We start from the raw sequence: 20,426 nt of genomic DNA on the forward strand, positions 1-20,426 counted from the left end.
TCTTTCAGATCAGACAGGTTTTTCGCAGCAGCCATTGCTGAAGGCTGCAAGATGCGAACGAATTATGGTGAGTTGTTGCCAGTTGACGCTATAGCGTGATGTCTGGCGGTCGGGCCGATAGTCTATAAGGCCAGCTTGTACGAGAACTTTGAGATGCTGCGACACGGTGGACTGCGCAAGGTCGAGACGACAAACAATGTCTTTGCAGCAGCAGGCATCCTCAAGGATAAGCTGCCGGAGTATGTGAATACGCACGGGATGACCGAGCGCTGCATAAATGCGCGCTGCCAACTCGTCATCCACGCCGGAAACAGCATTGGAAATTATTTCTAGGGAGATACTCATCGTAAATCGACGATATACGATTATAGTCAAAAAAGCAAGATTACGCAGTGTCCTTTCTAAGCATGAGCCCGGAAATCGAAAATGATTTCCGGGCTCATGCTTAGAAGTCTAATTACTTGTTTTAACGCGCGTCTTGCCCGAAAACCGTTTCACACTTATCGGGACGCGCTATCGTGGACACTGCGTTCACGAAATAGAGATAGCGCGTTTATATTAGTTTGCAGAATCGTGCAGACGGCGCTGCACTTCATCATCGCCGAGCGGCTGCTGCGGCATCACGAAAACCTGACCCGGTAAAATGAGGTCTGGATTACGGATCTGATCGCGGTTGGCGAGATAGATCGTGGTGTAGCGCGTGCCATTGCCGTAAGTGCGCTTGGAGATCGTCCAGAGGTTGTCACCCTTGCGGATGATCACCGAACCATCAACGTTCTGCAACGGCGTGCCATTTGCTGCATCTTCCGCGGCGCTGTTCTGGCTGACTGTTCCCGTTGCAACGGCTGAGACATTCTCACCAGCTTCACGACGGAACGGCACGCGTGCGGTTGCAATCACACGACCACTGGCATCCAGCAAATCAGCACGGATGATGTAGTCACCCACCGAAAGTGGCTTTTGGCTCTGCACCAGAAAACGACCTTCCGGCGAAATCGGGCTTGAACCGAGTAGAGTATCGTTAGCATTCACGACAACAGTGCTGCCGCCCTTCGCCTTGCCTGCAACGAAAACTTTGCTGCCTTCGATTTCCACCGCTTCAATGGCAATCGGTGCATCCACCGGCGCTTGGACCTTCGGTGCCTGCTCACCGGTTTCCGTCGGCGATGCAGCTTGCTGCGCTGGCGCTTCCGGCTTGGTAATCAGACGGCTGGCCTGACCTGGCTCTTCAACGAGCGCTAAAACCTGACCATTGTTGTTATCAGGCACAGAAACGATTGCTGTTTGTGCGGAGGTAGCGACATTGCCACCCTCCCCGCCTGCACGCAGCACAAGCTGATGATCGCCCGGCTTTAGCGGCTGATCGAGAACTATAGCAAAGTCGCCATTTTCTCCGGCCTTTGTCGTCCCCAACACTTTTGAGCCGGAAATGATCTCAACGGCTGCATTCGCAGCAGCCTGACCCGCAATCACGACAGAGCCATCTGTTTCAACACGTAGGATGTCGAAGGACGGGATTTTTGCTTCTTTTGGTGCTTCCGTGGATGCTGCAGGCGTAGTCTGCTCGGCGGACTGTTGCGCTGCCGTTTCCGCTGGCTTTTCAGGCTCAGCTGCAGCCACAGGTGCCTGCGTCTCAGCAGTCTTAGGCGCGCTGCCGGTTTCGGGAGCCTTTGTAGCTATGTCCGAACCCGGTGCTGCGCCCTGCTCTTTCAGCGAATTCCAATAATACGCACCACCGCCTAGAATAAGGACGATAAGAATACCGATAATTCCATATCTGTAATTTTGCATTTCGGCCCGAAACCCACATGAGTAAATTAGTCAACGGGTTTATCGCTTTTTTATGCGTCTCACAAGAAGTTGAGCCGAATTACAAATATTATCGGTACTGATTATAAGAAAACTACTCTTCTTTGCAGCTGATTGGCTTTTCCTGATCAGGATCATCCATCAGATTATAGAGATCAGCGCTGTCGCCTTTGGTCCACCAAATGTAAACGCCGCCTGCATATTTTGCGCCGGAACCCGAAAGAACATTGGCTGCGATAACCGACGTGTCTTCCATTTCGAGCTGCACGAGTGAGTTTTCACCGGCATTGTAATAAGTGGCAGAAACGTTTTGATCTCCGCATTTATAAAGAACCGAGTTTTCCGTTACTTCCACATCGTCGGGCAAAGGAATATTAATTTCTCCGGCCAGCGCACCCGATGCCACAAGCGAAAAACCTGCAGCCAAAATCCACTTCTTCATTCCATCAAACTCCCTGCCTAAATATGCTTCGCATCAGTTATAGCTTGAGACGCTTGACGCTGAAACAGCAAAGTAGCACAAGAAATCATGTCTCAGATTCGATCCATTTGTGTTTATTGCGGCTCTTCAACGGGCTTAAATCCAATCTATCGTGAAGCGGGCCTCACGCTTGGTCGCTCGCTTGCGGAACATGGCATTCGTCTTGTTTACGGCGGCGGAACGCGCGGCATTATGGGCGCGGTTGCGCAAGGCGTGATGGAAGCGGGCGGCGAAGTCACCGGCATCATCCCGACCTTCCTGCTCGACAAGGAAGCAAGCCTGGAAAAAGCGCAGGAATTAACCGAGCTGATCGTGGTTGGCGACATGCACGAGCGCAAGCATCTGATGTTCCAGAAGTCAGACGCTTTTGTCACCCTCCCCGGCGGCATCGGCACGGTTGAAGAAATCGTGGAAATGATGACCTGGGCACAGCTTGGCAAGCATACCAAGCCGATGGTTTTCGCCAATATCAATAATTTCTGGCAGCCGATGCTCACTTTGCTTGAGCACATGACAAATGAAGGCTTCCTGCATACCGCGCATCAGGTAAAGCCGCTGGTGATTGATGATGCGAAAGACATTGTGCCAGCAATCCTCGCTGCCAATGGCCGCGCACATGAGGGCGATCCTAAGATCATCGAGAAGATGTAATCGCGGCTCTGGACCGATTGCATAACGAATAAAAGGGCGGAGCAATCCGCCCTTAACTCTATCTGGGAGGCAGAGATGAAGACGATTGGACTAATCGGCGGGATGAGCTGGGAAAGCTCGCAGGAATATTACCGCATCATCAACCGCGAAGTCCGCGCAAAACTTGGCGGCACGCATTCGGCCAAAAGCCTGATGTGGTCGATGGATTTTGCAGAGATCGAGGATCTCCAGCATCAGGGCAAATGGGACGAACTGACAAAGCTTATGATTGAAGCGGCGCAAAACCTTGAAAAAGGTGGCGCGGACTTCATCCTGATCTGCACCAACACCATGCATAAAATGGCCTCTGATATCGAAAATGCCACGTCAATTCCGCTCGTGCATATTGCCGACCCGACAGCAGAAAAAATCAAGGCCGCAGGCTTCTCAAAAGTGGGTCTGCTCGGCACCGCGTTCACGATGGAGCAGGATTTCTACAAAGGTCGCCTTGCTGCAAAATATGGGCTGGACGTTCTCACGCCCGACGATGCCGACCGCAAAACTGTGCATGACATCATCTATCAGGAACTGGTGGTGGGCGATGTGCGCGATGTTTCCCGCGAGAAATACCGTGCGGTCATCCAGCGTCTGGTTGAGCGCGGCGCAGAAGCAATCATTCTCGGCTGCACCGAAATCATGCTGCTGATAGGCCAGCAGGACAGTCCCGTACCGGTGTTTGACACAACACAGTTACATGCAGAGGCGGCAGTGGATTGGGCTTTACGATAAACGAAAGGGCGGAAAATCCGCCCTTTTTTATGTATCAAACAGTAAGACGATCATTCACCGCCTTTAACGCAGCTTCACGATCATCCTTATTGAGATCGAGACGTTCAAAACCCTCATCCAGAAGAACAGGCAATGACGCCTGTGGATGTATGGCAACAATGCCATAGGTCTCATCATCCGCTTGCACATAATGAAGAAACGGGCTTTCCTTTCGCGAAAATCGCGAAACAACACTCTTCTTTTTATGCGCCTTATCAACCGGGTTGTAAGTGATGTTCGTCGCGCCAAGACTCTTCTTACTGGCTGTGATCTTCGCCCAAACAAACTGAAGTGCTGTGGCGGATTTCATTGCAGACGCGCTTCCCATGATCTTGAAGAAGCGAACCAGAAACAGCACAGACATTGCGAGCATGATCGCGAAAAGCCCGAGATCAAAGGCCAGACGATTCCAGAACTCATCAATGGCCAGTGTCAGCGTTACATTTTCAGGATCAGACCGCTGCATGACAACGTCTGTTTCGTAATCGCCACCCGCCAAGCTCACAAATGAAAACTCGACCTGCTTTATACGGCGCTCGCCTTCATAGTCATAGACAATGCCAGCCTTGCAGTTAACCGTCATCTTTTTAGATCGGCACTGACCGTCGATGATAGAAGCATCTTCCAGAACGAGCGGATCGTTCATAATCAGGTGGTCTTTGTAAAGTCCTGGAAACCAGGCCACAGCAACGCCAACACTCGCAAAAGCAAAGACGATGCTGAGAAACGGATAGAGCAGACGATGCGCCAATCCATGTTTTTTGATTTTGATCTCACGAGCAGGAAAAACGCCGTTCAGATCCGGCAAAGAGGTATTTTCAGTCATTTTATAATCGTCTATCGCAGGGCGCTATTCACGATTGGGAGGAAGAACCGCGCCGGTGATACGTCTTGCAGCCTGTCGGCAAAAATCTGCACAAAACGCGATATGAACATGACAGTGCGACGCACAGAAACATCATATGCAAGGCCATGAAATGAAAAACCTGAATGGGTAAAAATTACCCATTCAGGTTTGTATTTTTTAGCAAAGTCGAATTTTACTGCAATATCCGGCAGCCAGAGGAATCTCGAAAACACCCGTCAGCCAGTAACAATTGCGAACAGCCAGACTTTTAATGTGAGATGCAAGTGTTGCTGCGATAATGCGTTCTACTTCTTCACCAACGTTACCACGGCTTCAACATGCGAAGACCAGAGGAACTGGTCAATCGGTGTGACGCGGGTAATGCGGTAGCCGCCCTTCACCAGAATGGCGAGGTCGCGGGCCAGCGTGACCGGGTTGCAAGAGATGGCAACCACCTTGCCTACCTTGGATTTGGCCAGTTCTTGTGCCTGCTCTTCAGCGCCCGCGCGTGGCGGATCAAACACCACCGCATCATAAGGCAGCAATTCTTTTGGCATCAGCGGGCGGCGGAACAAATCACGGCGTTCAACCGAAACAGGCTTCAATCCCTGCACATGACGCACGCCGCGATCAAGGGCAGCGAGTGCTGGTGCATCATTTTCAATCGCGTGGACCGCGCTCTTCTCAGCGATACGCAGCGCAAATGTTCCAACCCCACAGAAGAGGTCGGCGACGCGCTTGGATTTACCAACATGCGCAAGCACGAGCGAAACCATGGCTTCTTCGGCCTCAACCGTTGCCTGCAAGAAGCAACCCGGAGGCACCGGAACCGGTACTTTGCCAAAATGGATGATCGGCTTCTTCGGCTCGACGATGATTTCGCCTTCATGTGAAAGGCGGGCAAAGCCCTTTTTCATCATCAGTGCAGTCAACGCACGGCGTTGCTCATCGCTTAATTTACCGCAGCCGCTTGCTGCCAGATCAAGCCCGGAAGCGGTTACAGTTGCAGCTAGCTTAAACGGCTTTGAACCCGGTCCGATCAGCGCGCCCACTTCGCGCAGGTCATCAAGATGCGCGACGATTTCCGGCACTGTAACAGCACATTCGACAAGATCGATGATCTCGTGGCTCTGGTGGCGATTAAAGCCAAGCAGCACGCCTTTTTCAGTCTTGCGCGCAGCAAAGGTTGCGCGGCGGCGCGACTGCGGCTGGCAAGCGACCAGCGGCTCAACCTCGACATCAAGGCCGCGACCCTTAAGAGCCGAGACAACCAGTTCGCGTTTCCATGCGCGGTAAGGTTCGTCCTGCCAATGCTGAAGCGCGCAACTGCCACACTCTTCAAAATGCTGGCATTCTGGATCCTGACGCTCATTGGAGGTTTCAAGCAGTGCCATCACCGTGCCACGGTTCTTGTCGCGTGCAACATTGGCCACTTCACCCGGCAGCGTGAAAGGCACAAAAAGCTGGCCATCGGGAAGATTGGCGACGCCATCGCCGCCCGCGCCTATCGAGCGGATTGTAACTTGCGTCGTCATAAATCTTTCTTTCCTGCCAAGAGATATTCACGATTGCCGTCGCCGCCCTCAATGGGTGACGGGCAAAGGCCCAGCGCACGCCATCCGGGTTGCGTTTCAAGCCATGATTTCAATTCTTCCGCAATGCGTTCGCCGTCTTTAGGGTCACGCAGAATGCCGCCTTTGCCGATGGCTTCGCGCCCGGCTTCGAACTGCGGCTTTACGAGAAGCGCGCAGATAGCATCTTTTTGCGCAAACGCCAATGCCGGAGGCAAAGCGAGTTTCAGCGAAATGAAGCTTACGTCCGAAACAACGCAGCCAATGTCGCGGCCATCAAGGTGGTTAAACTCGAGCGCACGCGCATTGACGCCTTCTTTGTTGGTGACACGCAGATCACTGCGCAATGTCGGATGCAACTGATCGTGGCCAACATCGATTGCAATGACGTGACTAGCACCGCGTTCAAGCAGCACCTGCGTAAAACCGCCGGTCGATGCGCCAATATCAAGCGCATTCAGCCCCTTCACATCGAGATGGAAATGATCAAGTGCCGCGATCAGTTTCAGTGCTCCGCGCGAAACATAGGCGCTGGCCGGATCATCGACGCTCAGTTCTGCCGTGCGCAGAACATTTTGCCCCGGCTTGGTGACGGTCTTGCCATCAACCTTCACCGTGCCGCGCTGTATCGCATCGCGCGCACGCGAACGCGTGGCGAACAGGCCGCGATCAACCAGCAACTGGTCAAGACGCGGGCGGTTATCCGGTGATTGCTCGCTCATCACTTATGCGCGAAATGGTGCCGCGACTTCTTCGCGACCGAGAGCTGCAAAGACCGTGTGTACGATACCAGCGCGATCAAGACCGGCATTGGCATACATGACTTCCGGCTTGGCATGGTCCTGATAGCTGTCTGGCAGGGTCAGTACGCGCACTTTCAGGCCACGATCCAGTAGACCATCGGTTGCGAGGAATTGCAGCACATGGGCGGCAAAACCACCAGCGGCACCTTCTTCAATCGTCACAAGCACTTCATGCTCACGCGCCAAACGACGGATCAAATCATGATCAAGCGGCTTGGCAAAACGCGCATCCGCGACCGTTGTTGAAAGCCCCGCTGCGGCCAGTTCATCAGCAGCACTCAGGCATTCCAGCAAACGCGTGCCGAATGACAAAAGCGCGACCTTGGTGCCTTCACGCACAATACGGCCCTTACCGATTTCAAGCACGGAGCCACGCTCTGGCAATTCCACACCAACACCATCACCGCGCGGATAGCGGAAGGAGATCGGGCCTTCGTCATATTCAGCAGCGGTGCGCACCATATGGCGCAGTTCCGCTTCGTCGGATGCAGCCATCACCACAAAGCCCGGCAACGCTGCGAGGAAGCCAGTATCGAACGAACCGGCATGCGTCGGGCCATCGGCACCGACCAGACCAGCGCGATCAATCGGAAAACGCACGGGCAGATTCTGGATCGACACATCATGCACGACCTGATCATAGCCGCGCTGGAGGAAGGTCGAATAAATCGCACAGAACGGCTTATAGCCTTCGGACGCCAAGCCAGCCGCGAAAGTGACTGCGTGCTGTTCGGCAATGCCGACATCAAAGACGCGCTTCGGAAACACTTCGCCAAACAGGTCAAGGCCGGTGCCAGTCGGCATGGCCGCAGTCACCGCCACGATCTTGTCGTCGTGGCGCGCTTCTTCAATGAGGCTTGTACCGAAAATCTTGGTGTAGCTCGGCGCATTTGCCGGTGGCTTTGCCTGTTTGCCGGTAATCACGTCGAACTTGTTGACGCCGTGATATTTGTCCGCAGCGGCTTCCGCAGGCGCATAGCCCTTGCCCTTCTGCGTCACCATGTGGATCAGCACAGGTCCGTCTTGCGTGTCGCGAACGTTTTTCAAGATCGGCAGCATATGATCAAGATTATGCCCGTCGATCGGTCCGACATAATAAAAGCCAAGCTCTTCAAACATCGTGCCGCCAGTGAAGAAGGCACGCGTAAACTCTTCCGACTTGCGGGCTTTATCCTGCAAAAATTTCGGCAGTTTCTTGGCTATCTGCTTAGCCGCTTCACGCACGCTACGATAGGTCTTGCCGGAAACAAGTCGCGCCAAATAAGCACTCATAGCGCCTGTTGGCGGCGCAATCGACATATCATTATCGTTGAGGATAACGATAAGACGCGCATCAAGCGCACCCGCATTGTTCATCGCTTCATAGGCCATGCCAGCCGACATGGAACCATCACCAATAACGGCAATCACATTTCGCTTTTCGCCCGAAAGGTCCGCGGCCACGGCCATGCCAAGACCTGCCGAAATCGATGTCGAGGAATGTGCCGCGCCAAACGGATCATATTCGCTTTCAGCGCGCTTGGTGAAACCAGATAGACCATTTTCCTGACGCAGCGTACGGATACGGTCACGGCGTCCAGTCAGGATCTTGTGCGGATAGGCCTGATGACCCACATCCCAGATGATACGATCATGCGGCGTGTTAAAGACATGATGCAGCGCAATGGTGAGTTCTACAACACCAAGCCCCGCCCCCAAATGCCCGCCCGTCGTTGAAACTGCGTCCACCAGCTCGGCGCGCAGTTCCTCCGCAAGCTTTGGCAAATCCTGCTCCGGCAATGCGCGCAGGGCTTCCGGTGTCGGTGCCTTGTCGAGCAATGGGGTGATGGGTCGGGACATTAAAACAACCTGTTTCTGGTTCGATTTTTATTTGTCGGTATAGCAGCAGCTTGTGCAGATCAAGCTTGGCAAGGCTTTCGTGCACCCAGCGAGACATCGTGTCCTATGCGACCACTTTTTGTATTATCGCATTATCCGAATGCAAAACCGCTTCACATTTTTACTGGAAATGCTCCATCATTCTGGCAAAGGTATGAATTCTTCTTCATCACCCGGCACAATATCAAAACGCCCGGTGCGCCATTCTTCCTTCGCCTGCTCAATGCGCTCTCTGGAAGACGAAACGAAATTCCACCAAACATAGCGTTTTGAACCAAGCGCTGCTCCGCCAAAAAGCATGAAATGCGCACCATCCGACCCGGCCTGCACGACAATATCGTCACCGGGACGGAAAGCCAGCAGACGATCTGGTGGGAACACTTCTCCACCAATGCCCACATTTCCGCGCAGCGTATAAATCGCGCGCTCTTCCGTGGTTGGCGGAATTTGAAAGCGTCCACCGGACAGCACTTCAATATCTGCATAGAGCGTTTCGGCATGCTGGATGACGGGTGACGATAGACCGTGCATTGAGCCTATGATCAGCCTGCCATTAAATTCGCTATCGTCCATCAATGGCAGATCAGGCGAATTGGTGTGATAAAAATGCGGATCGATTTCTTCAAATTGCTCGGGCAGCGCGAGCCATGTCTGCACGCCTGAAATGGCGAGTGGGCCGTTGCGCTCCTCTTCCGGCGAACGCTCGGAATGGACAATGCCGCGCCCTGCCGTCATAAGGTTTACGTCGCCCGGACGGATCACCATTTCGGTGCCAAGGCTGTCACGATGGCGGATATGACCATCAAACAGATAAGTCACCGTAGAAAGCCCGATATGCGGATGCGGACGCACATCAAGCGCATCGCCATCCTTCAACACTGCCGGTCCCATGCGATCAAAGAAGATGAACGGCCCAACAAGCCGCCGCTTAACGGTGGGCAAAGCACGACGCACTTCCAGCCCGCCAATATCGCTGGTGCGCGGGATGACCAGCGTTTCGATAGCATCAACGGAAGTCTTGTCGCCAAGCACCGGATCAGGACAGGGAAAAAAGCTCATCGGACAGCCACCAAATAAAATCGCACCGGCAAACGGCTTGCCGGTGCGTCATCTTTAAAAAGATAGAACTGTGTCAGCGATTGTGCAACAGGCGCGACAATTCGTTGGTGTCGGGCACCTGTCCATTGCTGGTCAGCTTATCAACCAGACCCGGAAGCACTTGCGAAAGCTGATTGAGCAGTTCCTGTTGGTCAATACCTGCATGAGCTGCGATTTCGCTCAATGTCTTATTGCCAAGTGCATCGCCAAGCTGACCCGGCTCTATCTGGTGGTTATTGCCCTGCCCGACCCATGAATCCACCTTATCACCAAGGCCTGCTTGTTTAAGCTGATCCAGAAGACCGCCCAGACCACCACCGAGCGGACCCGGCGCTGCGGGAGCAGATGACGCACTGCCATTTGCAAGGGCGCCACCAAGCAGACCACCAAGGCCACCGAGAATGCCGCCAAGCAGTCCGCCGCCATTATCTGCCTGCTGCGGTGCAGATTGATCAGGAACAGAAGCCGGTTGTTCAGGCTCGTCGCTATGGCCTTTAAGCATCTTACCCACCAGAAGCGCGCCGAGCGCAATCAGAACCGGCTTGGCAAGACTGCCGCCGGGGATCGGCGAATTGCTGGAATTGTCATCATAACTTCCCATCACACGATACTCCCTGTTGGTCGCTGTGGTTTTTTCACACGCGATAAGTTAAGGTGAAATAAGTTTTCACCTTTGACAAGCATTATACCTTGCCAAATCGAAACTATTGTGAAAATTTTCTAACTGTCTGATGCAAAACCTTATTTTCGCAATCGGAGATATTAGATGTCTATAATAAGCTGGATTATCCTAGGCCTGATTGCCGGCTTTATCGGCAGTAAAATCGTCAATAAAAGCGGTCAGGGACTGTTCTTCGACATTGCGCTCGGCATTGTCGGGGCGATCGTTGGCGGCGCTCTCTCTTCAACACTGTTTGGTCGCGGCGTCACTGGCGCTTTCGATCCAATGAGCCTGATCATTGCGATTATCGGCTCGATCCTTGTCCTGTGGGCCTATCACAAGATCACCGGCAAGCGTTCCATCGGCTGAAAAACACGTTATAGTGCTATATGGCTCCGGTTCGCGCCGGAGCCTTTTTATTACCATTCATGAAAGCACCAGTGCCAGATGGGTTTTATCGAACATTACATCGCGGCTTACGGCGCTTTTGCGATTTTTATCATTGTCTATTTTGAATCTTTTGGCGCACCGCTTCCCGGTGAAAGCGCATTGATTGCCTGCTCACTCCTTGCATTGAATGGAACACTGCATATTGAGCATGTGTTGCTCGCCGTGTTTATCGGAGCCGTTCTTGGAGACACTACTGGATATATCATCGGGCGCTCTGGCGGACGCGCGTTGATCCTGCGTTATGGCAGCCGCATTAAACTGACGCCGGAACGGCTCGAACATTTTGAAAGGATATTTGAAACCAAAGGTATTTTTGTCGTCGCCACTGCCCGTTTTGTCGTGTTGTTGCGACAGCTGAACGGCATCATTGCCGGTTCCATGAAAATGCCGCCGCTACACTTCATGGCAGCGAATATTTTCGGTGCAGCAGTTTGGACACTGGTTTGGGGGCTTGGCCCTTATCTTCTGAGTGGTATGCTTGCGCCTTATGTCATTCACATCAAAAACATGATCCACTAAGCCAGCAAGCAAGTAGTTTTGGGTGGATCAAATATAATGATGTGCAAATGCAACAACACGCGATAAATTTCACTGCCCTATATTTAAATCGACCAGTGTTGCCTAGTCATTAAAACTTCACCAATCTGACATGTAATTGATATTGTTTGTTTTTTTTACACCTCTATAAGCGCTCCAGTCACACCTCACTTATGGAGTTTCTTATGAGGGTTAAGCATTTTCTCTGCGCTTCGGCTGCAGTATTTTCGTTCGCATCAGTTGCACAAGCTGCTGACGCGATTGTTGCGCCAGAGCCAGAAGCAGTAGAATATGTTCGCGTTTGCGATGCATACGGCGCTGGCTACTTCTACATTCCAGGCACCGAAACCTGCCTGCGCATCCACGGTTATGTACGCGCTGATATCAAGGGCGGCGACAATGTCTATGCTAAGACCCTTAGCGCTCGTGATCGCGACAACTATGACTACCTGACCCGTTTCTCGCTCCGTTTCTCGACCGCATCGGAAACCGAACTCGGCACACTGAAGACCTATACTGAAGCCCGCTTCCAGTACCAGAACGGCGCTGATGCAAGCTCGACCGGCACCCTGCGTTATGGCTACATCCAGCTCGGCGGCCTTCGCGTTGGTCTCGACGAATCAGCATTCGTAACTTTCACTGGCTACCTCGGCGACGTCATCAACGACGACGTGATCCTCGCTGGCGGCACCCGCACCAACGCGATCAGCTACACTTTCAAGGGCGGCAACGGCTTTTCGGCTATCGTTGCGCTTGAACAGGGCGGCAATGGCGATTCCAACGGCTCCGTCACCATCGACGACTACACACCACATGTTGTTGGTGGCCTAAAGTATGCTCAGGGCTGGGGTTCGATCGCCGGTGTTGCAGCTTACGACGCGCTCAATGAAAAGTGGATGGGCAAGGTTCGCCTCGACGTGAACGTAACCGAACAGTTCTCGATCTGGGGACAGGGCGCTTACAAGTCGAACGACGACCATTACATTGCTGGCGTTCGTCAGATCGACAGCTTCTACGGCACATGGGGCGGCGATTGGGCTGTCTGGGGTGGCGCGAAGTACAAGTTCAACAAGAAGACCGCCTTCAACATTCAGGCAGCTTACGAAGAAGCTGGCCGTTTTGCAGGCACCATGAACGTTGCTTACACCATCGTACCGGGCTTCACCATCACTCCAGAAGTGTCCTACACCAAGTGGAACGACGATCGTTCGGTCCTCAAGGGCAAAGACGCTGTTCAGGGCATGGTTCGCTTCCAGCGTTCGTTCTAAGCAATATTGCTTAGTTCAAATTTGCGTCGCTAAAGCTTCCCGACCTCCAGTCAGACCGAACGCGACACAAAGGAATAGCGGCTCCAAAAGAGCCGCTATTTTTATATCCAGATAAAAATCTTAACTGATCTTATTCAGCGTCGAGCGGTTCTGTACCGACAGGCTGACCATCGCGACCAACGCGAATCTTCTCCACCTTGTCTTCCGCAGATTTAAGCAGCGTATCGCAATGCTTCTTCAGCGCTTCGCCGCGCTCATAGATGCGGATCGACTCCTCAAGCGGCACATCGCCCCGCTCCAAAGCATCGACGATCTTCTCAAGCTGCTTCAAGGCGTCCTCAAAGCTCATAACTGCAATGTCGGTGTTGGACGGTTCGGTTACCATGGTTTATCCTTTCAACAGCCGCGTAATATGGGAAGACGCGGACTGCGACAAGCCCTCAAGATCATATCCACCTTCAAGCACACTCACCATCCGGTGATTGCAGAAGCGCTCTGCGCGTTCCATGAGCTTGCCCGTCGCCCAATCGAAATCCGCTTCATCGAGATTAATCTCGGAAAGAGGATCGCGGAAATGTGCGTCGAAGCCAGCTGAAATAAGGATCAAATCTGGCCGGAAGTTGTCCAAAGCAGGCAATACACGACTATTAAATGCTTCGCGAAACTCGCGGCTGCCAGTATTTGGTGACAGCGGGGCATTAACGATATTGCCCACGCCCACTTCATCTTTCCGGCCGGTGCCCGGAAACAGTGGAAACTGATGCGTTGAGCAAAACAAAACGCTCGGATCATCTTGAAAAATGTCCTGTGTGCCATTGCCGTGATGTACGTCCCAGTCAACAATCGCAATACGCTCTGCACCATGATTGCGCTGCGCATGGCGTGCAGCAATGGCCACGTTGTTGAAAAGGCAAAAGCCCATGGCGGTCGTAAGCTCGGCATGGTGGCCGGGCGGGCGCGAGGCGACAAACACATTATCGGCCGCACCTGAAAACACATCATCAACTGCGTTAGTTGCGGCACCAATTGCCAGAAGAGCAGCTTCCCAGCTTTTCGGGCTTACATAAGTATCGACACCAAGCTTATTGATGGGCTGAGGCGCTTCTTCGTCATCGATGGGATCAGGAATTTGCTGGCGGATCTCATCGACATAGCTTTCAGGATGCGCGAGGAGAATGGCACTTTCAGATGCCATTTGCGCTTCCACACGATCGAGACGGTAAAAATCCGGCCCATCGAGCTCGCTCATCAGTGCACGAATGCGGTCGGGCCGCTCGGGATGTCCGGGCGGCACGATATGTTCAAGATAGGTGGGATGCCAGTAAAGCCGTGTTGTCATTGCGCTCCTCTAGCATCCTTAGCCAACAACACTGTGTCAGATGATTTCCGTGCGCGAGATATTGATGCCGAAACCTTCAAGACCAACATAGTGACGCTCACGCGAAGCCAGCAGCACAATTGAAGTAATGCCGAGATCTTTCAGGATCTGCGCACCCAAGCCAATCTGACGCCATTCTTCTTCACGCGCCACAGCTTCCGCATGGGCTTCCTGCTCGCCAAGCAAAGCTTCACGCGCCCGCGCATCGCGATGATCAGAGCGCACGCCTACCGAATCTTCACGCAAGTAAACCAGCACGCCACGGCCTTCTTTGCCCATGCGTTTCATGATCTCGTCGAGATTGCTGCCGCCATTGCCGAACACATCGCTCAGCACATCTTCGCGATGCAAGCGCACAGGCACTTCTTCGCCGTCGCGAATGTCACCAAAGACGACAGCCACATGCTGCATCGGCTCCCATGGAAGCTCGTAAGTATAGGCATGGGCCGGACCTGCGCAGGTATCAATTGCAGCATCGCCGATACGCTTAACCAATGTTTCCTTGCGCTGACGATAGGCAATAAGATCAGCCACCGTGACGCGATGCAGCTTATGCTGTTCTGCAAAGCTCGTTACGTCAGGACCACGCATAACGGTGCCATCATCATTGATAAGCTCGCAGATCACGCCAATTGGCGGCAAGTTTGCGAGCTTGCAAAGATCGACAGCTGCCTCCGTATGACCGGAACGCATCAGAACACCGCCCTCACGTGCGATCAGCGGGAAGATATGGCCGGGACGCACGAAATCGGAAGCACCAGCATTCGGGTTTGCTAGATTGCGAACCGTAAGCGTGCGATCATCAGCAGAAATGCCTGTCGTGGTGCCATGACGATAATCAACCGTGACCGTAAAAGCAGTCGTGTGAGCCGATTCGTTTTCGGCAACCATCGGTGCGAGGTTGAGGCGCTTGGCTTCCTCACGTGGCATCGGTGTGCAGACGATCCCCGACGTATAGCGCACTATGAACGCCATCTTTTCCGGGGTGCAATGAACAGCGGCGACGATCAGGTCACCTTCATTCTCGCGCCCGTCATCATCCATGACCACAACGATTTCACCGCGTTCAAAAGCCCGCAGCGCATCAACGACCTGTTTCTGATTATAGCTCATTTCAGCCTCAATCTTTGTCCCTCAGTTTCAGTCGAAAACCGGCCCTCAGTTCCTGAAACTCGTCTCTGAATATTTTATACGCGTCCTGTCTGCCCACGATGGCGCAGATAATGATCAGCAATGGCGCAAGCGACCATCGCTTCGCCAATCGGCACAGCACGAATACCCACACATGGATCATGGCGACCCTTGGTCATCACATCCACTTCCTTGCCCTGCGCATCAATTGACTTGCGCGGCGTTAGGATCGACGATGTTGGCTTCACTGCAAAACGCGAGACAACCGGCGCACCAGTTGCGATGCCGCCCAGAACACCGCCCGCATGATTAGACAGAAATACAGGCTGGCCATCATTGCCGATCCGCATTTCATCGGCATTTTCTTCGCCAGTCAGACGTGCAGCTTCAAAACCATTGCCTATCTCAACGCCTTTCACGGCATTGATCGACATCAGATAACTTGCAATATCTTGATCAAGCTTGCCATAGATCGGCGCACCGATACCGGCAGGAACACCTTCCGCCACGATTTCAATAATCGCACCGATGGAAGACCCATTCTTGCGGATACCATCGAGATATTCTGCAAATACCTCGACCGAACCCGCATCCGGCGTGAAGAACGGGTTGTTATCGACTTCGTTCCAGTCCCAGCGCGAGCGATCAATGTCGTGAACGCCCATCGAAACCAGCGCACCACGCACCTGCAAGCCCGGGACAACTTTGCGCGCAATGGCACCGGCTGCAACGCGTGCCGCTGTTTCGCGCGCCGAAGAACGTCCACCACCGCGAAAATCACGAATGCCGTATTTCACGTCATAGGCATAGTCAGCATGACCCGGACGGTACTGGCTTGCAATATCGCCATAGTCCTTGGAGCGCTGATCAGTATTTTCGATCATCATCGAAATCGGCGTACCTGTCGTGGTCATGGTAACGCCATCGTCGCCCAAAAGAACACCGGACAACACGCGCACCTGATCCGGTTCGCGGCGCTGCGTCGTATATTTTGACTGACCCGGCTTCCGTTTATCGAGATAGGACTGAATTTCGGCCTCGGTAAATGTGATGCCGGGAGGGCAACCATCCACGACACAACCAAGCGCAATACCATGGCTTTCACCCCAGGTGGTTACGCGGAACAAATGACCGAAACTGTTATGAGACATGAGCTAAGCCTGATTACGGAGCGCCTTTTCCGGCAAGATATGGGGCGGTTTTATTGGCCTTTTGAGCAACGGTCAAATTATTGCTGGGAATAGCGCATCAGGATCGCAAAATTTCCATCAGATCATCCACATGCCGCATTCTTTTTGACACATTCCACCAGCTAAAATACGGCCACAAATGAAGTTGCTTCCCTCAGTTTCAGCTCTTAGTGTTTGCTAAAAAAATCAGGGAACAATCGCAAAATGCAATTCGTGTCGAATCAGTCAATGGACGGTCGGGCACCCAAATGGAGGATGGCACCCATGCAATATATTGTGGGACTGCTCTTTATCATTGCTTCGCTCTTTTCGACTGTCGCAATGGCAGATGATGTCGAAGGCAAGATCACTGGCATCAATCAAGACAAAGAAACAATTACGCTTGATGACGGCAAGACCTATAAGCTGCCGGGCGAGTTTGATTATTCCGCCATTAACAAAGGCATGAAGGTTATCATTCTTTACGATGAAGCCGACAATACGCGCTTCATCACCGACATTCAGGAAGCGCCGTAAACTTAAACGACGGATAAAATTGTGCCCGTGTCGTATTGACGAACATAATCGACGCGGGTTCCATTCCAGTGATAGCTGTAATGCCGTCCCTGAACAGGAATCGTTATAACATTCGGCCAAAAAATCCCAATACAAGAGCCACCGCGCATCCGTACACTTGGCCATAAAAGCCCATGACTTCCGCTTGCGCGCAGATCTCTTCCCTCGACATGAGACGCTGCATAATCAACAGGATTAAGCACGCCCGGAACTGCGCTCACGTCGTCCAGTTCTCTATCCACGCTGCCGATAAGCACGCGAAAATCTGAGGTCCAGCCGGGTTCTTCACTGGTTGCACGCATGAATTTTTCATGGTGATGAATGGTTTCAGCCACCGCCACATCTTCGCGATCAGCAGCATAATAAATGCCATAACTGCCATCGCTGAAACGCCCCGGACGCGTCGTCGAACAATGCACAAAAGGCGCCATGACGTAGGTTGCGCCCTGCCCTACGACGCGCCGCTCAGCAGGAACCTTGCCCAAATCACCGATCTCAAAACGAATACGCGGATTGGTTTTTTCCTCGACTGAGGCCAGTGCCTCCCAGTCGCGCGGGTCGGCAATATCTTCAAACAGATCAATCGGCGGATGAATGGACCGAATGATGCGAAACGTCTGCGGCCAATCAACATGTCGCTTTTGCGCCAATCCGCTTACCACGCGCCGCGCTCCGCATTGAGCCATTCGCGAAGGGCAGCGAGATCAGAAATTTCGCCCCGCAGCATAAGATCAAGCGCCGAAAGGCCGCCAAAAGCGTCATTGGGCTTTCTGATCCACGCATAACCGCGTGCGGCATCGCGGAACATATAGCGCAGGCCTTTATGAATACCCATCAGATGCGCCATACGCATCCGTAGGTCGCGATCAATCCGGCCAATAGTGCCGTCTTTCCATCGCGCCCATGTGCGCGGCGACATATCGCCCAACAATATACACGCTTCTCCATCCGAGAGCTTCCAGACCCTCAGCAGATTAACCGTTGTGCGTGCCAAAGCGCCCGCTTCCTCACTGGTAATCGCATTCGTCAGAGTGCCTGCTGGCGTGATACTGATCGGCTGAAGTTCCATGCCACACCTTCCTTATGGCGGAAAGATAGCATAATTTTGCCAAATGGCAAATCAGCTCGCCGCAAACCATGTCGTTGCTAGACTTTTAGGGGCGAGTCTGTTTGTGTCCGAGAGATGGGGGCCTCCAATAATCCGGTCAGGCCGAGTATTGCATATTGGGGCAAGCATCGATGGATGATCCGATAAAATCACTCGACAGGCCGGGAAACAGATCAGCGCAGGCACGCTATGTATTCTTCGCTGCCCTGACTGGAATACTCACTGGAACTGTAGGGTCATATTTTCATCTCATCATTGATGCACTGATGACATGGCCGCAAAAGCTAGGCCAATACATCACCGGAACACCTCTTATCGTTGCGGCAGCACTGTTTACAATGTGCTGCACAGTGCTTGCGGTTTTCATCGTTCGCCGTTTTGCGCCCGAGGCTGGCGGCAGTGGTGTTCAGGAAATTGAAGGCGCGATGGAAGGTTTGCGTGAGGTGCGCTGGCGGCGTGTGCTGCCTGTGAAATTTCTCATGGGCATCACATCGATTTCGTCCGGCCTCGTTCTTGGGCGTGAAGGCCCGACCATCCACATTGGCGCGTCGCTTGGTGCCGCGATCACAGATTTCTTCAAAGTCAGCGAAACTGAACGGCGCGGCATTCTGGCGGCTGGTGCAGCTGCGGGTCTTGCCTGCGCCTTTAATGCGCCGTTGGCTGGTGTGCTGTTTATCGTGGAGGAAACCCACAAGCAGTTTCCTTACACATTCCGCACCTATATGGGCGTGATCGCTGCTGCTCTTCTCGCAACCGTCATGACGCAAATCATCGGCGGTACCGCACCCGATATGTCAATGCCGGATGTAAAAGCAGCACTTGAACATCTCCCCGCCTTTGTGTTGCTCGGCTGTCTGCTTGGCTTCGTTGGAGTGGCGCTCAATGGTGGCATCATGTGGGCGGTTGATTTCGCAGCCCGAATGCATAATCGCGTGCCATATCTTTATCCGGCAATTATCGGGCTATGCGTGGGCGCACTCTTCATTGTGCTGCCTTATTCGGTTACCGGCGGCGAGCATATTATCATGCAGCTTGCTCACCAGAAAACCGGCCTGGCACTTCTGCTCCTACTGGCTTTTGCGCGCTATTTCACGATGGTTGGCAGTTATTCCACCGGCGTTCCGGGCGGTATTTTTGCGCCCATGCTCACATTGGCGACGTGTGTTGGGCTTGCATTTGCAGGCATCATCAGCGTGCTTCTGCCTGATGCAGGCATCATGCCTCTGGCATTTGCCATAGCGGCTATGGGCGGGCTGTTTACGGCATCGGTTCGCGCACCAATTGTCGGCGTTGTTCTGACGCTCGAACTCACGGGCGCCTATGGCATGGCAATGCCGCTGATTGCCACCTGCCTCACAGCCAATCTCGTTGCGCAATGGATTGGCGGCAAGCCCATCTATGAACAGCTTCTCGACCGGACATTGGCGCAGGCTGGCATCAAACCAAAAGACAGACCTGCAGAATCACACACAGGACTTGCTTGAAACAAGGTCTGAGCTCACTCAGACCCACTCAAGCTTGTTGTTCTCGAATTTCAGAATCTTATCCTGCGGGATCGACAGATTGGCGGCAGCATGGCCGTCCATATTGCCGTAAAGATAGAACAACGTGCGAATGCAGCCGCCATGCGTCACGCAGACCGTTGGCCATTCCACCGCTTCGACCCAGCGGCCAATGCGTTGTGACAGGCGCATGTAGCTTTCAGCAGTCTCGCCTGGCGGTATGAAGTTCCACTTATCCTGAGCGCGGGCATCGAGAAGGTCTTCTCGCTCTTTGGCAATGTCTTCCATCATGAAGCCCTGCCAATCGCCGAAATTCACTTCCATCAATTGCGGGTCAGTGCGGAAATCATAAGGATCAAGGCCCATGCGCAGACGAATACGCTCCATGGTTTCACGCGTGCGGCGCAGCGGGCTTGCGACAAAATCGTAACCGGCACCATCGCCGATCAGAGATTTCAGCATATCGCCGTTTCGGTCCGCCTGTGTGCGGCCATGGGCATTGATGTCAATATCAAGCTGCCCCTGAATGCGCTGTGCAACATTCCAGTCCGTCTCACCATGACGCGAAAAATAGATGATCTCGCGGGCCAAAATCACACCTCTGTCTGCAAGTAATTCTATTTTGAATAGCCCCTTCGGCGATGAAGAGACAAAGAAAAATCCCGAAAAGTCGGTCAACTTTTCGGGATTTTGGAATGTTC

Annotated in this window: 23 protein-coding genes; 7 read left to right on the forward strand and 16 right to left on the reverse strand. The window is 53.1% G+C overall.

What is annotated here, in order from left to right; genetic code table 11:
• Positions 1-9 precede the first annotated feature (9 nt).
• The 3 genes from ACOZHT_RS02560 to ACOZHT_RS02570 form a co-directional block, all read right to left on the reverse strand.
• Positions 10-345 (reverse strand): metalloregulator ArsR/SmtB family transcription factor, encoded by a 336-nt coding sequence (locus ACOZHT_RS02560; protein ID WP_339507994.1) that lies wholly within the window; start codon positions 343-345, stop codon positions 10-12.
• A gap of 213 nt (positions 346-558) precedes the next feature.
• The gene (locus tag ACOZHT_RS02565) at positions 559-1,791 is read right to left on the reverse strand and encodes a LysM peptidoglycan-binding domain-containing protein (RefSeq protein WP_339507992.1); all 1,233 of its coding nucleotides are present in this window, start codon (positions 1,789-1,791) and stop codon (positions 559-561) included.
• A gap of 112 nt (positions 1,792-1,903) precedes the next feature.
• Positions 1,904-2,251 carry an MliC family protein gene (locus tag ACOZHT_RS02570; RefSeq protein WP_339507991.1) on the reverse strand — a complete coding sequence of 116 codons (348 nt, stop codon included), beginning with the start codon at positions 2,249-2,251 and terminating at the stop codon, positions 1,904-1,906.
• 87 nt (positions 2,252-2,338) lie between these two features.
• On the opposite strand from ACOZHT_RS02570, the gene ACOZHT_RS02575 reads away from it, so the two are divergent.
• Positions 2,339-2,941, forward strand: coding sequence for a TIGR00730 family Rossman fold protein (locus ACOZHT_RS02575; protein WP_339507990.1), 603 nt, complete (start codon positions 2,339-2,341; stop codon positions 2,939-2,941).
• Positions 2,942-3,016: 75 nt separating this feature from the next.
• Complete coding sequence (locus ACOZHT_RS02580) at positions 3,017-3,709, forward strand: aspartate/glutamate racemase family protein (RefSeq protein WP_339507988.1); 693 nt, start codon at positions 3,017-3,019, stop codon at positions 3,707-3,709.
• Positions 3,710-3,743: 34 nt separating this feature from the next.
• Here ACOZHT_RS02580 and ACOZHT_RS02585 read toward each other — a convergent pair whose 3' ends face one another.
• The 6 genes from ACOZHT_RS02585 to ACOZHT_RS02610 all read right to left on the reverse strand — a co-directional run bounded on the left by ACOZHT_RS02585 (position 3,744) and on the right by ACOZHT_RS02610 (position 10,546).
• The gene (locus tag ACOZHT_RS02585; protein WP_339507987.1) at positions 3,744-4,574 is read right to left on the reverse strand and encodes a hypothetical protein; all 831 of its coding nucleotides are present in this window, start codon (positions 4,572-4,574) and stop codon (positions 3,744-3,746) included.
• A 326-nt stretch (positions 4,575-4,900) separates the two neighbouring features.
• Complete coding sequence (locus ACOZHT_RS02590) at positions 4,901-6,130, reverse strand: class I SAM-dependent RNA methyltransferase (RefSeq protein ID WP_421565307.1); 1,230 nt, start codon at positions 6,128-6,130, stop codon at positions 4,901-4,903.
• A complete protein-coding gene (locus ACOZHT_RS02595) occupies positions 6,127-6,888 on the reverse strand; it encodes a TlyA family RNA methyltransferase (protein WP_339507984.1) in 762 nt (253 codons plus the stop codon). The genes ACOZHT_RS02590 and ACOZHT_RS02595 overlap by 4 nt, the downstream gene beginning before the upstream one ends.
• Positions 6,889-6,891: 3 nt before the next feature.
• A complete protein-coding gene (gene dxs, locus ACOZHT_RS02600) occupies positions 6,892-8,808 on the reverse strand; it encodes a 1-deoxy-D-xylulose-5-phosphate synthase (protein ID WP_339507982.1) in 1,917 nt (638 codons plus the stop codon).
• 177 nt (positions 8,809-8,985) lie between these two features.
• The gene (locus ACOZHT_RS02605; RefSeq protein WP_339507981.1) at positions 8,986-9,906 is read right to left on the reverse strand and encodes a pirin family protein; all 921 of its coding nucleotides are present in this window, start codon (positions 9,904-9,906) and stop codon (positions 8,986-8,988) included.
• 73 nt (positions 9,907-9,979) lie between these two features.
• The gene (locus ACOZHT_RS02610; RefSeq protein ID WP_339507980.1) at positions 9,980-10,546 is read right to left on the reverse strand and encodes a YidB family protein; all 567 of its coding nucleotides are present in this window, start codon (positions 10,544-10,546) and stop codon (positions 9,980-9,982) included.
• Positions 10,547-10,711: 165 nt separating this feature from the next.
• On the opposite strand from ACOZHT_RS02610, the gene ACOZHT_RS02615 reads away from it, so the two are divergent.
• The 3 genes from ACOZHT_RS02615 (at position 10,712) to ACOZHT_RS02625 (ending at position 12,861) form a co-directional block, all read left to right on the forward strand.
• Positions 10,712-10,975, forward strand: a complete 264-nt coding sequence (locus ACOZHT_RS02615; RefSeq protein WP_339507978.1) for a GlsB/YeaQ/YmgE family stress response membrane protein — start codon at positions 10,712-10,714, stop codon at positions 10,973-10,975.
• 78 nt (positions 10,976-11,053) lie between these two features.
• Positions 11,054-11,575: a DedA family protein gene (locus tag ACOZHT_RS02620; RefSeq protein WP_339507977.1), complete on the forward strand. Its 522-nt coding sequence runs from the start codon at positions 11,054-11,056 to the stop codon at positions 11,573-11,575.
• Between the two features lie 203 nt (positions 11,576-11,778).
• Complete coding sequence (locus ACOZHT_RS02625; RefSeq protein WP_421565308.1) at positions 11,779-12,861, forward strand: porin; 1,083 nt, start codon at positions 11,779-11,781, stop codon at positions 12,859-12,861.
• Positions 12,862-12,991: 130 nt separating this feature from the next.
• Here the strand turns inward: ACOZHT_RS02625 and ACOZHT_RS02630 are convergent, their stop codons facing one another.
• From ACOZHT_RS02630 to aroC, 4 genes are all read right to left on the reverse strand, one after another.
• Complete coding sequence (locus tag ACOZHT_RS02630; protein ID WP_250040228.1) at positions 12,992-13,246, reverse strand: exodeoxyribonuclease VII small subunit; 255 nt, start codon at positions 13,244-13,246, stop codon at positions 12,992-12,994.
• A gap of 3 nt (positions 13,247-13,249) precedes the next feature.
• Complete coding sequence (locus ACOZHT_RS02635; protein ID WP_339507975.1) at positions 13,250-14,200, reverse strand: histone deacetylase family protein; 951 nt, start codon at positions 14,198-14,200, stop codon at positions 13,250-13,252.
• A 36-nt stretch (positions 14,201-14,236) separates the two neighbouring features.
• Positions 14,237-15,352, reverse strand: a complete 1,116-nt coding sequence (gene ribB, locus ACOZHT_RS02640) for a 3,4-dihydroxy-2-butanone-4-phosphate synthase (RefSeq protein WP_339507973.1) — start codon at positions 15,350-15,352, stop codon at positions 14,237-14,239.
• 74 nt (positions 15,353-15,426) lie between these two features.
• A complete protein-coding gene (gene aroC / locus ACOZHT_RS02645) occupies positions 15,427-16,521 on the reverse strand; it encodes a chorismate synthase (protein WP_339507971.1) in 1,095 nt (364 codons plus the stop codon).
• A gap of 303 nt (positions 16,522-16,824) precedes the next feature.
• On the opposite strand from aroC, the gene ACOZHT_RS02650 reads away from it, so the two are divergent.
• Entirely contained in the window at positions 16,825-17,076 is a 252-nt protein-coding gene (locus ACOZHT_RS02650; protein WP_250040220.1) for a DUF1344 domain-containing protein, read from the forward strand.
• Between the two features lie 2 nt (positions 17,077-17,078).
• Here ACOZHT_RS02650 and ACOZHT_RS02655 read toward each other — a convergent pair whose 3' ends face one another.
• Together ACOZHT_RS02655 and ACOZHT_RS02660 are read right to left on the reverse strand one after the other, a co-directional pair.
• Positions 17,079-17,777, reverse strand: a complete 699-nt coding sequence (locus ACOZHT_RS02655; RefSeq protein WP_339507969.1) for an RES family NAD+ phosphorylase — start codon at positions 17,775-17,777, stop codon at positions 17,079-17,081.
• Entirely contained in the window at positions 17,771-18,184 is a 414-nt protein-coding gene (locus ACOZHT_RS02660) for an MbcA/ParS/Xre antitoxin family protein (protein WP_339507968.1), read from the reverse strand. Before ACOZHT_RS02660 ends, ACOZHT_RS02655 begins: the two co-directional genes overlap by 7 nt.
• A 170-nt stretch (positions 18,185-18,354) precedes the next feature.
• On the opposite strand from ACOZHT_RS02660, the gene clcA reads away from it, so the two are divergent.
• Positions 18,355-19,707: a H(+)/Cl(-) exchange transporter ClcA gene (clcA, locus tag ACOZHT_RS02665; protein ID WP_339507967.1), complete on the forward strand. Its 1,353-nt coding sequence runs from the start codon at positions 18,355-18,357 to the stop codon at positions 19,705-19,707.
• A gap of 18 nt (positions 19,708-19,725) precedes the next feature.
• Here the strand turns inward: clcA and ACOZHT_RS02670 are convergent, their stop codons facing one another.
• On the reverse strand, positions 19,726-20,316 hold the full coding sequence (locus ACOZHT_RS02670) for a histidine phosphatase family protein (RefSeq protein WP_339507965.1): 591 nt from the start codon (positions 20,314-20,316) through the stop codon (positions 19,726-19,728).
• Between the last annotated feature and the right edge of the window lie 110 nt (positions 20,317-20,426).

Source organism: Ochrobactrum sp. EDr1-4 (assembly GCF_049199085.1).
Classification (GTDB): domain Bacteria; phylum Pseudomonadota; class Alphaproteobacteria; order Rhizobiales; family Rhizobiaceae; genus Brucella.

Bases quoted from the DNA above. Each gene is read 5' to 3' on its own strand.
- ACOZHT_RS02560 (WP_339507994.1), bottom strand. From the start codon at position 345: ATGAGTATCTCCCTAGAAATAATTTCCAATGCTGTTTCCGGCGTGGAT.
- ACOZHT_RS02565 (WP_339507992.1), bottom strand. From the start codon at position 1,791: ATGCAAAATTACAGATATGGAATTATCGGTATTCTTATCGTCCTTATT.
- ACOZHT_RS02570 (WP_339507991.1), bottom strand. From the start codon at position 2,251: ATGAAGAAGTGGATTTTGGCTGCAGGTTTTTCGCTTGTGGCATCGGGT.
- ACOZHT_RS02575 (WP_339507990.1), top strand. From the start codon at position 2,339: ATGTCTCAGATTCGATCCATTTGTGTTTATTGCGGCTCTTCAACGGGC.
- ACOZHT_RS02580 (WP_339507988.1), top strand. From the start codon at position 3,017: ATGAAGACGATTGGACTAATCGGCGGGATGAGCTGGGAAAGCTCGCAG.
- ACOZHT_RS02585 (WP_339507987.1), bottom strand. From the start codon at position 4,574: ATGACTGAAAATACCTCTTTGCCGGATCTGAACGGCGTTTTTCCTGCT.
- ACOZHT_RS02590 (WP_421565307.1), bottom strand. From the start codon at position 6,130: ATGACGACGCAAGTTACAATCCGCTCGATAGGCGCGGGCGGCGATGGC.
- ACOZHT_RS02595 (WP_339507984.1), bottom strand. From the start codon at position 6,888: ATGAGCGAGCAATCACCGGATAACCGCCCGCGTCTTGACCAGTTGCTG.
- dxs (WP_339507982.1), bottom strand. From the start codon at position 8,808: ATGTCCCGACCCATCACCCCATTGCTCGACAAGGCACCGACACCGGAA.
- ACOZHT_RS02605 (WP_339507981.1), bottom strand. From the start codon at position 9,906: ATGAGCTTTTTTCCCTGTCCTGATCCGGTGCTTGGCGACAAGACTTCC.
- ACOZHT_RS02610 (WP_339507980.1), bottom strand. From the start codon at position 10,546: ATGGGAAGTTATGATGACAATTCCAGCAATTCGCCGATCCCCGGCGGC.
- ACOZHT_RS02615 (WP_339507978.1), top strand. From the start codon at position 10,712: ATGTCTATAATAAGCTGGATTATCCTAGGCCTGATTGCCGGCTTTATC.
- ACOZHT_RS02620 (WP_339507977.1), top strand. From the start codon at position 11,054: ATGGGTTTTATCGAACATTACATCGCGGCTTACGGCGCTTTTGCGATT.
- ACOZHT_RS02625 (WP_421565308.1), top strand. From the start codon at position 11,779: ATGAGGGTTAAGCATTTTCTCTGCGCTTCGGCTGCAGTATTTTCGTTC.
- ACOZHT_RS02630 (WP_250040228.1), bottom strand. From the start codon at position 13,246: ATGGTAACCGAACCGTCCAACACCGACATTGCAGTTATGAGCTTTGAG.
- ACOZHT_RS02635 (WP_339507975.1), bottom strand. From the start codon at position 14,200: ATGACAACACGGCTTTACTGGCATCCCACCTATCTTGAACATATCGTG.
- ribB (WP_339507973.1), bottom strand. From the start codon at position 15,352: ATGAGCTATAATCAGAAACAGGTCGTTGATGCGCTGCGGGCTTTTGAA.
- aroC (WP_339507971.1), bottom strand. From the start codon at position 16,521: ATGTCTCATAACAGTTTCGGTCATTTGTTCCGCGTAACCACCTGGGGT.
- ACOZHT_RS02650 (WP_250040220.1), top strand. From the start codon at position 16,825: ATGCAATATATTGTGGGACTGCTCTTTATCATTGCTTCGCTCTTTTCG.
- ACOZHT_RS02660 (WP_339507968.1), bottom strand. From the start codon at position 18,184: ATGGAACTTCAGCCGATCAGTATCACGCCAGCAGGCACTCTGACGAAT.
- clcA (WP_339507967.1), top strand. From the start codon at position 18,355: ATGGATGATCCGATAAAATCACTCGACAGGCCGGGAAACAGATCAGCG.